We start from the raw sequence: 13,927 nt of genomic DNA, 5'->3' as shown, positions 1-13,927 counted from the left end.
CGTCGCACAAAGAAATTCCTAAAAATCAGATTGTTTTTCTAAAATCCGAAAACTCTCCCGATATAGGTTTTTGTGCCTTTTGGGTTTAACCACAAAAGCCTACAAAACTATTATCGGGATCAAACAATTCGGATTTCTTCACGAAAAACAATCTGATTTTCTTAACGGAATTTCTTTGATGCGAACCTACCTCTGAGCTGGGTAAAGTATTCATAACACACATAAATACAGGATTTCATTAAATCCGTTTCATTTTAGTCGGACAGTAGTGATATTCTTTACATGGTTTAATAGCTTCTAATTACTTTTGTAACTAGCGTAGTTTAACCTTGAAGGGGTAAAAACTCCACTTAAATAGCTACTTTTGCAGTCGGGTTTCCATTGAAACCGCTTAAAAGAACAGATTGTTATGCAAGGAAAACTATATATGGTTCCCAATCATCTGGGAAATGAAAATACAACTATCACCATCCCAAATGAAGTGGCAAAACTGGCATGTGGTCTGCGATATTTCATTGTGGAAAACCTAAGAACTGCCAGACGATATCTTAGGCTTCTGGACCCTGAAATGGATATTGACAACTCAACCTTTTTTGTCCTTGATAAACATACCGGGCCCAAACAATATTCCACATTTCTTGACCCCATAAAGCAAGGTCATGACATTGGCATCATATCGGAAGCCGGTTGTCCTGGAGTTGCGGACCCGGGAGCTGAAATTGTTAGAATTGCGCATCAGAAACAAATACAGGTGGTTCCTTTAGTCGGCCCCTCCTCCATTTTAATGGCGTTGATGGCTTCAGGGATGAACGGACAAAGCTTTGCATTCAACGGATATTTGCCAATTGACAAAAGCGAACGTTCCGCAGCCATCAAACAACTGGAAGCTAAGAGTTCCAAAGATAAACAAACACAGTTGTTTATTGAAGCCCCCTACCGAAATAATGCAATGGCTCAGGACTTACTGAAACACTGCAGACCAGACACGTTGCTTTGCATTGCCTGTCACATTTCGATGCCTGATGAGTATGTAGTTACCCGACCCATCTCAGCATGGAAAGGAAAATTGCCAGAATTGCATAAGAAACCCACCATGTTTTTGATTCAGGGGAGTTGAAAAAGTAAAGGAACCTTGTGTCTTATTAAGTTAGAAAGTTGCATACTCTTTTCATATACTTCTGGAGACGCACCACGAACTATTGTAAAATCAGATAGTACGCTGAAAAACCGTTTCTGGATATTGGATATGCGTAAGGAAAAGTGCCTGCGGAGGAGCGGATGTTCCTGCACCGTTCCTGTCACGGGCTGCAATAATTTCACAAAAATCATCCACCGATATCTTCTTTCGGCCCACTTCCAGTAATGTTCCCACCACTGCGCGAACCATATTTCTCAAAAAACGATCAGCAGAAATGGTAAAAACATACCGGTCTTCCCGTTTTTCCCAGTATGCTTCTGTAATCTTACAAAAATTGGTCTTATTACCACCGTGCAGACGGGCAAAACTCGTAAAATCATCATAATTTTTAAGTTTTTCAGCAGCAAGATTCATATACTCAAAATCGGGAACAAACCAGGGACGATGGGTCAATCCGTCAAGAAAGGGATTTTTCCGAAGGACCAGATGATACTCATACGTTCTGGATGTGGCATCAAATCTTGCATGAGCATCATCGGCCACTTTGGTAAAAGAATAAACTGCAATGCCTGCAGGCAATAAGCTGTTTGCTTTTTTAATTAAGGTAGAAGACTCAAAAGGAAAAGCTTCGGCGTAAAAATGGGCTACAAAATAGGAGGCATGTACCCCGGTATCGGTTCTTCCGGCTCCAGTAACAACAATTTTCTCCTGAAAAAGAGTTGTGAGAACCTGCTCCAGTGTTTGCTGAACACTCACGGCATTAAGTTGTCTTTGCCATCCGTGAAAATCTGCTCCGTTGTAAGCCAATTCGATAAAATACCTTGCCATATTTTTTTGAATATTTGAAATATTCTACAAAGAAAAGATTTTCCTTTGTTTTTCGGACCTCTAAAATAAAAAGTGTTCCGTTCTCTCAGGTTGGACTTCAAATGGAAACACACCACTGGTTTGTGTATTAGCCTCTGATAAAAAAATAATCGGATAGTTGAATCCGGCTCTCGCCCCTTTTCAAATAGCTAACAATCAAGATGTACAAGGACTAAACCGAGTATTGATTTTAACCCGGAAAATAATTAACAGAGAAAAATCAACGACCCTTCATTGACAGAATCTATTGCTTTTTGTAACTTAAAATTCCATTCACACCAGAAAACTGAAGCCCTGTAAAACCATAAAATCAATAAGTTATGGAAGATACCAAGCCTGTTGCTAACGCTAAGAAAGAAATTCTCAGCATCGAAAAAATTCTCCGAACTCTTCTGCAATCCCAGGAAAAGGGTGATATTGAAAGCTTTGCCCGTTGTTTTCTGCATAATTCGTCAGTTGTTCACATCGGCACCGATATTGACGAATACTTTTCATCCTGGCGCGATTACCTCCATTGGATAGATGATATTCTTCTTACCCGTAAAGGGCAGGAAATCAACGCCAAAGAAACCAGGATTCAGGTCAGTGCAGACGAAAAGACAGCCTGGTATTCACAATTGATAGATACCTGCTATGAAACCAAGGACGAAATAACCCGCATAGAAGGATTCAGACACACCGGTGTTTTGATAAAGACTCCTGACGGCTGGAAAATAGTCCAGAGCCACGTATCAGCCCCAATTATCCCGAAATCTTAACTGCGGTTTCCGGTTTCATGTGATGTGCGTTTCACTCAAATTTGTAAAAAGGCTTTATCAGTCTTCTCGCCAGGCTTGATGCCTCATTTTTTTAACTAATTAGATATGGAATAAAATTTGTTATAGAACAATTAATTTGACTCAGGTCAGTGGCATAATCCGATTCCATTTTGGAAGTGAGCCTGAAGAGTTCATCATTTTATTGCTGATTCGCATTCAATAAATATTCGACGCCTGTAGGGTTCGCCCATCAAATTACATCAGGGATCGGTTTTTAGCATGTATCCATTAAAAAACTAACCAATCAATACTTTTTCAATAAATAACAACAAAAATCAGAAGTATGAAAAAACAAGTTGGAATTTGGATGAACACTGATAAAGCAGTGTTAGTGAGCTTATTGAACGGAAAGGAAAACGAAATCCAAACTATTGAATCTGACATTGAATCGCGTTCGCACAATCCCCGGGAAATAAAACCGGGATCACGCACCGGAACAGTTCTCATGGATGTGGATAAAAAAATGACCCAAAGAAAAAACCACCAAATGCACAATTATTTCGAAAAGGTTATTCATTCCATATCATCAGATACCGGGGAAATTTATATATTCGGACCAGCAAACACAAAAAAACATTTTGAAAAGGAGTTAAAAAAACGCACTCAATTCAATTCCCTTAAACTAGAAATCGAATCAGCGGATAAAATGACCCAGCCACAAATGGTGGCGAAAATCAAGCAGCATTTCGAAAGAAATGGCAATTATAAAAATTAACCTTATCGTTGTTTCATATGCAAAACGACCCATTTAAAATAATGTTTAGTGCCTGCCTGAAAAAGGCGGGCATTATTCTGTTCTTTCTATTTTTGCCTGCAAGTCCGGCATTTATGCAAACCACTGAAGTACATCCATATAAGGAAAAGCAAGAGGCGATGGTCAGAAATCAAATCGTTGCCAGAGGAATTAAAGCCAAAGCTGTTATTGAAGCTATGCGCAAGGTACCTCGTCACCTGTTTGTGCCCTACAATACCAGAAGTTTTGCATATAACGATCAACCCTTGCCCATTGGTCACGACCAAACCATTTCTCAACCATATATTGTTGCTTATATGACCGAAGCGCTCGGCGCAAAAGCCGGGGATAAAGTACTGGAAATCGGTACCGGTTCCGGTTATCAGGCGGCCATACTTGCCGAAATGGGTATTGATGTTTATACCATTGAGATTATACCCGAGCTGGCTGAAACTGCTAAAAGAAATCTTAAACGGTCCGGTTATGGTCACGTAAATACCCGGTGTGGCGACGGTTATGCCGGCTGGCCCGAGGAGGCTCCTTTTGATGCCATCATTATAACGGCGGCTCCAGAAACCATTCCACTGGCTTTGGTGGAACAGCTAAAAACGGGTGGAATAATGATTCTTCCGGTTGGCCCTAGAGACAGTACTCAATCACTAAAAAAAGTGGTTAAAAAATCAAAGGGGATCAGGCAAGCAACTCTTTTGCCCGTTCGTTTTGTTCCAATGATTAGGTCGTACAATTGATGAATTGGGAAATTGAATTAAACACTCTTCTCGAAGAGCGAAATATTAAATGGGTCGTACAATCGTTGATTGAATCACCCAAAGATATATCTCAACTCTTGGAATTAACAAAATCCGAAAATGAAAAAATTGCCTGGCGGGCAGCCTGGGTTATTGATCATCTGAATATGCGAAACCCGGAATTAATTTCTCCTTTTCTTCACGACCTTCTGCAAATATTAAAAAACACCCATTTCAACGGTGTACGCAGGTCTTTACTAAAAATAGCTGTAACTGCTCCTTCGTCCATTAAAGAAGACGGAGAAATATTAGACCTATGTTTTAAATGGATTTATTCTCCAGCATTTCCAATAGCTGTCCGGGTATATTCAATGCAGTTTGTCTTCGATTTGTTGCCCAGATACCCGGAACTTAAAAATGAATTCTGCCATTCACTGGAATTTGCTCTGGTTGACCAAAGTAAGGGTATTGGCTCCAAAGCAAGAAAGTTATTAATGGCAATCCGGAAGCAATAATACTGCAGCATTCACTGTCCGGGTAAGTTTCTGTCCGGGTGGATTTTCGAGTCCACCCTGACGAAAAATTCCAAATCCACCCCGACGAAAATCCACATGGTTATTTTAATTTTTCCTCAAACTGCTCTCTGAATTTTTTCAATTTGGGGTTAATAACAACCTGACAATAGGGCTGATTAGAATTATTCTCAAAATAGTTTTGATGAGCATCTTCAGCCACAAAAAAGCCTTCAGCAGGGCTCACCTCTGTTACCACAGGTTTTTGATAAACCTTTTGTTTTTTCAGTTCTTGAATGACTTCTTCCGCCTCCTGTTTTTGCTTTTCATCATGATAAAAAATAACCGACCGGTATTGGGTTCCCACATCAGCACCTTGTCTGTTTAAAGTAGTTGGATCATGAACAGAGAAAAAGACAGAAAGAATTTCTTTGTACGAAACAATAGCGGGATCGAAAAAAATGCGAACCACTTCGGCATGTCCCGTAAGTCCCGAGCAAACCTCCCGGTATGTAGGGTTATCAATTTTTCCGCCACTATAACCCGATTCAACCTTAGTTACCCCTTTCAACTCTTCAAAAACAGCTTCGATGCACCAAAAGCATCCGCCACCTAACGTGGCAACTTCTTTTTTGTTATTTGCCTGTATCATAGCAGTAATTGATATTATCAATGTTAATAAAACAGCTCTTTTCATTCTTCTTCTATTAAATTCCAGGGCTCATTTCTGTAATGAGTTTCTATTACTTAAACCTCAAAAGATAGCACTTGGTTCAAAGCCGGAAACCAATTCAAATAATCTATCTTTGCAAAAAAAAAGATTGCAAAACACCCACAACATAACAGACTGGTTGCCAACAACGGCTAAAGAAGTTAAAGCCCACGGATGGGATAAACTGGATGTCATTCTATTTTCAGGAGATGCCTATATTGACCATCCTTCGTTTGGCTCTGCAGTAATCGGAAGAGTGCTGACCAACATGGGACTACGAGTTGCCATTGTTCCTCAGCCCAACTGGCAGGATGACCTGAGAGATTTCAAGAAGCTGGGACCTCCGCGCTTGTTTTTTGGCGTCACAGCAGGTAACATGGATTCTATGGTCAACCATTACACTGCCGGAAAACGCCTCAGATCGAATGATGCTTACACCCCGGGAGGTAAATCTGGATTTCGTCCCGATTATGCAACCGTTGTATATACAGACATCCTTAAAACACTATTCCCTGATATTCCGGTAATATTGGGTGGAATTGAAGCGTCGCTCCGGCGTTTCACGCATTTCGACTATTGGAAAAACGAACTCAAACCCAATATCCTTAGCTGGAGCCGAGCCGACCTGTTGGTTTATGGCATGGCAGAAAAACCACTCCGGGACTTGGTGACTCTGCTCCAAAAAGGAGTTCCACCCGAAAGTTTGAATACCCTGCCTCAAACAGCCATATTGCAGGATAAAGATGCTCCTCTTCCCAAAAATAAAAAATGGGAAGACATCGAACTGTTTTCGCATGAGGAGTGTCTGGCAGATAAAACAAATTTTGCAAGAAATTTTAAGCATATCGAAGAAGAATCAAACCGGATGTATCCCGCCAGGCTTCATCAGGTTTGTGGAGACAAAAGGATAATTGTGAACCCGGCATTACCTCCTTTAAAAGAAAATGAAATCGATTATGCGTTTGATTTGCCTTACACCAGACTGCCACACCCCCGCTATCACAACAAAGGCGCCATTCCGGCTTATGACATGATAAAGCACTCGGTAAACCTGCACCGCGGTTGCTTTGGAGGATGTAGTTTCTGTACCATATCGGCCCATCAGGGAAAATTTATCAGCTCAAGATCGGAGAAATCCATTTTAAAAGAGGTGAAACAAATTGCCAACGTTGAAGATTTCAAAGGAAACATCTCGGATTTGGGAGGCCCCAGTGCCAACATGTACAAAATGCAGGGAAAAGTTCTTTCTATATGTGAAAAATGTAAAAGACCCTCTTGTATCTTCCCGGCAGTCTGCAAAAATCTGAACACCTCACATCGGCCTCTAACAGAGATTTACAAGAAAGCTGATAAGATTCCGGGAATCAAGAGAACCTATATTGGAAGTGGCGTTCGCTACGACATGCTGCTCAATCAGGATGCAACTGAACAGGAAAAGAAAACTCACGAGGAGTATCTTAAAGAGCTCCTTACAAAACATGTATCGGGTCGCCTCAAGGTAGCTCCGGAACACCCCTCCCACAAGGTTCTGAACACCATGCGGAAACCTTCTTTCAGCCTCTTTAAGAAGTTCACGCAGCAGTTTCAAAAAATCAATAAGGAAGCAAGCCTCAATCAACAGATTATTCCCTACTTTATCTCGAGTCACCCGGTTTGCGAAGAAAGAGACATGGCATTACTGGCTGCCGAGACCAAGTCGCTTAATTTCAACCTGGAGCAGGTTCAGGATTTTACCCCTACCCCCATGACTCTGGCCACGGTAATGTATTACACCGGTTTGGACCCATATACACTGAAAAAAGTTTATGTGGCCAGAAACAAAGAAGAAAAACAAAATCAGCGACAGTTCTTTTTCTGGTATAAACCGGAAATGCGGCAGCAACTGGAAAGTAAAATGAAACGTTTGGGCTGGTTTGATGTATTGAAGATTCTTTTCCCGGAGAAAGCCTCTGGAAATTCTCAAAAAACGAAAGATGATGGCTTTAAATCCCGGGAAAGATCCGGCAAAAGAAAGAAGAGACACTGATTTCCTGTTGAACTAGTCGATAAAAAGGCTTAATTTTAAAATACTAAAAACAATTTTCATGAAACATATCCTTTTTCCGCTCTTACTTCTTATTGTCACAGGTTGTGCCGAATTAGCCCAAATTGCCAAAGAAATAGACCCCACGCCCCTTAACACAAACAGAAGTCATAAACGGCCTGAAACAGGCACTCACCATCGGTGCCGACTCCGCCGCATCCAAACTGTCAGCTACTAATGGATACTATCGTGACCGACTCGTAAGAATTACCTTACCACCAGAAGCATCAATTGTTACAGATAATATCTCCAGCCTTCCGGGGGGAGAAAAACTTGTGGAAGATGTCATTCTGAGAATCAACCGCTCTGCCGAAGATGCTGCTAAAGAAGCCGCACCCGTATTTGCCAGGGCTGTAACCAACATGACGATTCAGGATGGTTTTAAAATACTAAGAGGAGAAACTGATGCTGCAACCCAGTATTTGAAGTCGCAAACCTACCGGGAACTTTACAATCTTTATCAGCCTAAAATAAAAATGAGTCTGGATAAAGAAATAGTAGGTAATATTTCTACCAATGAATCGTGGAATACTCTTACAGGACAGTGGAACCGGGTAGCAGGTTCTATCGTAGGAAAAATGGCCAGTCTGCAAACTATTGAAACCGATTTAGACAAATATTTAACCGAAAAAGCATTGGATGGTCTGTTTCTAAAGTTGGCTCAGGAAGAAGAAAAAATCAGAGAAAACCCGCAAGCCAGGGTGACAGCCTTGCTCAAGCGGGTTTTTGGTCAGCCCTGATGAAACAATCGTCCCTGCCAGGTTTTTTGTGCAATCATGCGCTTCCGAACAATCTCAACCAATTGAAAATTCTTGAGATCCCACCTGGGGGCCAGCAATAGTTTGTAGGGTGCCTGACTGGCCAGCCGTTCAACCACAATATCGGGGTTTAATCGTTCCAGAAAATCAATAGCAATCTCAACGTATTCATCCACATCCAGCAATCTGAATTGTGACGGGTCTTTCTGAAATTTTCGGCCCATCGCAGAACCTTTTACAAATTGAAGCTGGTGCAATTTAAGATAACTAAGTGGCAGGCGGGACAAAACATCAGCATGTTGCAACATCATCTCATTGGTTTCTCCGGGCAGGCCCATGATCAGGTGGCCTCCCACCGGCAACCCCGCTTTGTGAAGCTTAAGAATAGCCTCACTGGTTTCTTCAAAGCTATGTCCGCGATTCACCTCTTTCAGCGTTTCTTCATTGGTAGATTCAATTCCCAGCTCCACAACCACGTAATAATCTTTCTGAAGTTCCGAAAAATACTGAATTAATTCATCCGGGAGACAGTCGGGTCGGGTCCCAACAACCAACCCCATAATACCGGGATGCTTCAGCGCCTCTTCATACAACTTTTTAAGATAATCCAACGGGCCATAAGTGTTAGTGTAAGCCTGAAAATAAGCAAGATACAACTGGTTCGGGTAACGATCATTGAAAAATGAAATACCCGTATTCAACTGAGCAGTAATGCTCATATCGGGTTCGCAATAATCCGGGTTGAAAGTGTTGTTATTGCAGAAAGAGCATCCTCCTGTACCTTTGCTGCCATCTCTGTTGGGGCAGGTTAAGCCAACATTGAGTGATAATTTTTGTACGCGATTATTGAACTTATTGCGAAGAAAATTACTGTAATCGTTGAACGGATTATTGTGGCCCCATGGGTATTTATCTGACATGAAATCTTTTTTGCGGCAAAGATAAATAAAAATATTACCCTGCCTTTTTAATTGGCAATACTGTGAAGGTATCAGGGAAAAACATCTGATTGACAGACCCGTTTTGAAGGCTTCGCTTCGCGTTTCCTCATATTGTAATTTTCAGATGTTTGTACATTAAATCAATAAGGTCGTCCCGGTAAACAGGTTTGATAATAATATCGTCGCATCCTGCTTCCAACAAATTGGCTTTGTCTGTAGGAATCTCTTTTCCAGTTTGCGCTATTACCGCAGCATTTGGGTTCATGCTTTTTAGTTGGCGGGCTGCACGGCCATCTTCCATATCGCGCAATTTCACATCCATTAGAATCAAGTCCACCGGCCCCTGTTCACGACAAATTTCTATAGCCTGGTTCGCGGAGGAAGCTTTAATCACTTTAATTTTCCTCCCAAATTCACGGTTAAGAATTTCTCTAATCATAATAAAATCCATCTCTTTGTCACTGGCAACTAGTAAACTAAAATGATTTTTTTCCGGGACAACACTCCGCGCCATGCTGTTGTCGGGGGTTGAAATGCCATCAGAATACTCCGGCCATACATCAAAATAGAAAGTAGACCCCTTACCTGGATGAGAATCCACTTTAATAGAGCTCCCCATTTTATCAACAATTCTTGACGCTATGGTAAGTCCAAGTCCGTTGCCCCCAAAAGCTCTGGTGGCTCCCATATCAAGCTGATAAAAGGGTTGGAAGATCAGACTAAACATTTCAGACTGAATTCCTATTCCGGTATCTTCCACATAAAACCTGAGCGCCCCGCCAATACGAGTACATCCAAATTTCACACTCCCCTGCTTGGTGAATTTTACTGCATTCGAAAGCAGTTTTTCCAGCACTTGTCTCAACCGGGAGGAATCAATATAAATGTTGATATTCTGAAGTTCCGGGTCAATAACAGGTTTCTCCAACAAGACCTGACTACCGGTATTGTCGATAAATGAGTTATACAAATTGAGCAGAAAACCCTGCAGTCGGATTGGACTGTTTTTCAGCACAATAGTTCCGGTTTCCAGCTTGCTGATGTCCATGATATCGTCCACTATCCCCAGCAATCGATGAGTCGATTCAATAACAATATCCAGGTAAGAGTTCCGCTTTTCCACAGACGTCTCGGTCATTTTTGCTAATTCCGAGAAACCCAGAATGGCATTCATTGGGGTTCTGATTTCATGTGACATATTTTGCAGGAAAGCAGCTTTTAAAATTTCACTTTCCCGCGCCTTCTCTCTGGTATCAATAAGATCCTGTTCGTATTTTTTTGTTTCGGTAATATCCTCTTTAATGGCAACAAAATGAGTTGTAACACCCTCTGAATTCAAAACAGGGGCAATGGTAGCCTGTTCGAAGTAAAGATCCCCATTTTTCTTTTTATTGATGAACTCCCCTTTCCAAATACTTCCTGATTTTATGGTTTCCCACATCTCCTCATAATCTTTCTGGCATACCATACCTGATTTAAGAATTCTTGGATTTTTCCCTAAAACCTCTTCCGGTGTATAACCTGTCATTTCCATAAAAACAGGATTAACGTATTCGATAGTTCCGTCAGTATCTGTAATCACAATCGAAACAGGACTTTGCTCAACAGCCCTTAAAAGCTTCCTGAGTTCTAAACTACTCTGAAACGTGGAATCCATCAGGACAGTGGCACTGTTTGGGTTACCAACAGTTGATTTCACCTGCTTTACCTCATTTACAATTTCAACAGAAGTAGCCAATACAGAATCTTCAACCATTTTGCCTTCAAAGCGCAATGTTCTTTTTTTATCAGAAAAGAAATGTTCTGCCACTTCGGGAATCTGACTTTCCTGAACTTTACATAAAAAGGAAAAGAAATCAAATCCGTCAGGGCCTGATTCATTTTCTGTGAGTAAATCGAGTTCACCATCAAACAAATCTAAAAAGACTTGATTGGCCAGAACTTTTTCGAATTTTAAAATTTGTCCGGAATCATTGTTAAATACCTTATGACAGATAACAGGATGGGAAGAATAATAAAACAATATCTGATACAAATTACTCATACGTTTCAAACTTATAAACCAGTAAGTTGGGCAACAATTCTGGTTCTTGTTACGCTTAATAGATAACGGAAGTTACTAAGAAATAATTGCCATTCCTTATCAATTAAAAATACATCAAGAATTAGAATTCTGTCAGGGAAACAGCCGGTTGGTATAAATTTAATGTCTCTTCTGTACCAGCACCTTGTAATTAAATAACAATGAGTAACTTAATAAAAAAATCAAATCAGCCTACCCCCTATGACCATTATAAGTTTACGTCACAGGGCCGCTAAGTTTAAATAAATTTCAACGGATTGTTGAAATCATTAATTTTAAAATCATCGCGGTCTTTCCAAACAGGAAATTTTGCCCTAAAAGATTTCAGTTTATCCATACTCAAATCAGCGTAAAGAACATCGGGAATTTGTGATGATTCATTGGAAATAACTTCTCCTTTGGGTGAAAACACAACAGAACCACCTTTGTAAGCAATGTCAGGGGCGTTTCCGGTTCGATTTACACCAATTACAAAACTCTGATTTTCTATGGCCCGGGCTTTCAGAAGGGAATTCCAGGCATCCTGGCGAACAGCCGGCCAGTTGGCCACATATATCAGCAAATCATAATCATCCTGATTGCGGCTCCAAACAGGGAAACGCAGGTCGTAGCAAACCTGAGGCAGGATGCGCCAGGATTTATATTCAAAAATTTTCCTTTCACTTCCCGCACTATAATGATTTTGTTCTTCTCCCATACGGAAAAGATGGCGTTTATCGTAGAATGAGATATCATGTTGAGGAGTGGCAAAATAAAAGCGATTATAATACCTCTCTTCATCACAGGCAATAGAACTTCCGGCAATGGCAAAATCATATTTATCCGACATTTTCTGCAACCATCGTGGGACTTTATTCAATTCATCGGCCCCAAATTTTTCAGGGTTCATGGTAAAACCGGTTGGAAACATCTCCGGAAGAACAACTAAATCCGTTATCTGCTCCATTTCAGAAAAAAGACGCTCAAACAAAAGGAAGTTTTTTTCAATATCCTCCCAAAATGTACTAGGCTGTAGAAGAGTTACTTTCATGGATTCTTTGGGTTTTTGTAAAAAAGTTTGGCCCCCTAAATCCTCCCAAGGGGGACTTAAAAAGAATTCAATACGAATTAGCCGGATAAGCTAATTGCCACGCAATTATTTTTTTATTCACGAATTTTGGGCACACTTGATGTGCGACATTAAACGGCTTCACCGTTTTTCAATAAATCTGAAAAACAGCTATTTCGCTCGGCATTCTTTGACAAGCAAAGCGGCAGAGCCGAGCGACCGCTTGCTTGCAAGAATTAACAATAATCATAATCGCTTTTTTAGGAATTATTGAACTTCCTATGGTCGTTTCGTGAAATTGACAACATTAAAATTGATTTTTTAAGGCGTTATCAAACTCCTGCCCTAAAAACAGTTCCGACATGTAATTTTCCACAATTTCACGAACCTCCCTGGTTTCCATGTCATGATTATTGATAATAATGGAAAACACGAGAGGATTCCCCTGATCAGGGAAATAATACCCTGCATAACCAATAACATCCTGCATGGAACCACTTTTTCCATAAATTTTGCCCTTCAAACCTGGCTGACGCCACATGTATTTTAATGTACCGGTATAACCACTTTGCGACAGAGAATTTTGAAATTCTTTAAAATTCGTACCTTCCTTGTAAATATACTCCAACATTTTGACTAAAAAGGAGGACGAAATTTTATTCAGTGGCGAAAGGCCGCTTCCATCTTCAATACTAATGTAAGCATTATCAATCCGTCGGTTCCAAAACCTTTCTATTTCCCAAAGCCCTTTGTCCCATACCGAAGTTATTGAATCGTCATTGGTACTCCCCAGTGTTAAAAGCAAATGATCTGCAAAAAGATTGATGCTCTTCCGGTTGGTTTCTTTAACTATTTCTGATAAAAGAGGAGATTTTATCTCTCCAATCTGCCTGGCAGAATGTCTCCAATCGTCATGAGCGATGAATGCCACAGGAATGTTCTTCACCTGATGAATTATTTCACTCACTTCATACCCAAGCGAAAGTCCGGGTTCCGGGAGGGCACCCTTAATAGTGAAATGATTTCGTCCAACTGGTATTGAGCCTCTGATTTGCCACTCAGGCTGACCCGGAACGCCATAAATATAAGCACTGTCCTTATTGTGCGAAGCTGATGTTACAAAACTCCTGAAAGCCAGGTTTCTCACCCATGGACTTACAGAAACAACTTCACAAACTGACCCGATATTATTTGATGATTGTAATGCTACTTCAAAAGAATTATCGCGCCATGAAAGACCGGAAGGAGGAGCTCCGTAATAATTCCCCATATCTTCCCAAAGCCTTTTGGAAGGATATCTAAATGGATCAAAACAACCTTCAAAAATCAATATTTTGCCGGAAATTTCATTGATGCCTTCTTTTCTTAAAAATGCTTCAATTTTTTGCAATACTGCAGTCGGTCTCCGGGCATCAAAATATTTCGAGCCAAGGGTGGGATCCCCCAACCCTTCAATAACTATATCTCCCTGAAGAGTTCCGTTTT

General features: G+C 40.8%; 13 protein-coding genes. 7 read left to right on the top strand and 6 right to left on the bottom strand.

The genetic code is table 11. From position 1 onward, the window contains the following. The first annotated feature begins 409 nt into the window (after positions 1-409). Positions 410-1,117, top strand: coding sequence for an SAM-dependent methyltransferase (locus QZZ43_RS00665; protein ID WP_291854963.1), 708 nt, complete (start codon positions 410-412; stop codon positions 1,115-1,117). Positions 1,118-1,207: 90 nt separating this feature from the next. On the opposite strand, the gene truA is transcribed toward QZZ43_RS00665, so the two are convergent. Then, the gene (gene truA, locus QZZ43_RS00660; RefSeq protein WP_291854961.1) at positions 1,208-1,966 is read right to left on the bottom strand and encodes a tRNA pseudouridine(38-40) synthase TruA; all 759 of its coding nucleotides are present in this window, start codon (positions 1,964-1,966) and stop codon (positions 1,208-1,210) included. A 359-nt stretch (positions 1,967-2,325) separates the two neighbouring features. Here truA and QZZ43_RS00655 point away from each other — a divergent pair, with 359 nt between their 5' ends. From QZZ43_RS00655 to QZZ43_RS00640, 4 genes are all read left to right on the top strand, one after another. Continuing rightward, positions 2,326-2,763: a nuclear transport factor 2 family protein gene (locus tag QZZ43_RS00655; protein WP_291854957.1), complete on the top strand. Its 438-nt coding sequence runs from the start codon at positions 2,326-2,328 to the stop codon at positions 2,761-2,763. 343 nt (positions 2,764-3,106) lie between these two features. Next, entirely contained in the window at positions 3,107-3,538 is a 432-nt protein-coding gene (locus QZZ43_RS00650) for a hypothetical protein (RefSeq protein WP_291854954.1), read from the top strand. A gap of 17 nt (positions 3,539-3,555) precedes the next feature. Beyond that, entirely contained in the window at positions 3,556-4,305 is a 750-nt protein-coding gene (locus QZZ43_RS00645) for a protein-L-isoaspartate(D-aspartate) O-methyltransferase (RefSeq protein WP_291854951.1), read from the top strand. Then, positions 4,305-4,820: a hypothetical protein gene (locus QZZ43_RS00640; RefSeq protein WP_291854949.1), complete on the top strand. Its 516-nt coding sequence runs from the start codon at positions 4,305-4,307 to the stop codon at positions 4,818-4,820. Before QZZ43_RS00645 ends, QZZ43_RS00640 begins: the two co-directional genes overlap by 1 nt. Before the next feature lie 100 nt (positions 4,821-4,920). Here the strand turns inward: QZZ43_RS00640 and msrA are convergent, their stop codons facing one another. Then, positions 4,921-5,469 carry a peptide-methionine (S)-S-oxide reductase MsrA gene (gene msrA / locus QZZ43_RS00635; protein WP_367221102.1) on the bottom strand — a complete coding sequence of 183 codons (549 nt, stop codon included), beginning with the start codon at positions 5,467-5,469 and terminating at the stop codon, positions 4,921-4,923. 154 nt (positions 5,470-5,623) lie between these two features. Between msrA and QZZ43_RS00630 the strand changes: the two genes are divergently transcribed. Both QZZ43_RS00630 and QZZ43_RS00625 read left to right on the top strand, forming a co-directional pair. Further along, positions 5,624-7,555 carry a YgiQ family radical SAM protein gene (locus tag QZZ43_RS00630; RefSeq protein ID WP_291854945.1) on the top strand — a complete coding sequence of 644 codons (1,932 nt, stop codon included), beginning with the start codon at positions 5,624-5,626 and terminating at the stop codon, positions 7,553-7,555. A 167-nt stretch (positions 7,556-7,722) separates the two neighbouring features. Then, positions 7,723-8,352, top strand: a complete 630-nt coding sequence (locus QZZ43_RS00625; protein WP_367221101.1) for a DUF4197 domain-containing protein — start codon at positions 7,723-7,725, stop codon at positions 8,350-8,352. Here QZZ43_RS00625 and QZZ43_RS00620 read toward each other — a convergent pair. The 4 genes from QZZ43_RS00620 to dacB form a co-directional block, all read right to left on the bottom strand. Then, entirely contained in the window at positions 8,343-9,290 is a 948-nt protein-coding gene (locus QZZ43_RS00620) for a TIGR01212 family radical SAM protein (protein ID WP_291854943.1), read from the bottom strand. The genes QZZ43_RS00625 and QZZ43_RS00620 overlap by 10 nt on opposite strands. 127 nt (positions 9,291-9,417) lie before the next feature. After that, positions 9,418-11,355 carry an ATP-binding protein gene (locus tag QZZ43_RS00615; RefSeq protein ID WP_291854941.1) on the bottom strand — a complete coding sequence of 646 codons (1,938 nt, stop codon included), beginning with the start codon at positions 11,353-11,355 and terminating at the stop codon, positions 9,418-9,420. A 277-nt stretch (positions 11,356-11,632) separates the two neighbouring features. Beyond that, entirely contained in the window at positions 11,633-12,424 is a 792-nt protein-coding gene (locus QZZ43_RS00610; protein WP_291854940.1) for an amidohydrolase, read from the bottom strand. Between the two features lie 325 nt (positions 12,425-12,749). After that, on the bottom strand, positions 12,750-13,927 hold a 1,178-nt coding region (gene dacB, locus QZZ43_RS00605), incomplete at its 5' end, for a D-alanyl-D-alanine carboxypeptidase/D-alanyl-D-alanine-endopeptidase (protein ID WP_291854937.1).

It is taken from the genome of Marinilabilia sp., assembly GCF_016278715.1.
In the GTDB taxonomy this organism is placed as follows: domain Bacteria; phylum Bacteroidota; class Bacteroidia; order Bacteroidales; family Marinilabiliaceae; genus Marinilabilia.
Note: the sequence above shows the minus strand (reverse complement) of the source record. Positions and strands in the feature narration are given on the sequence as shown.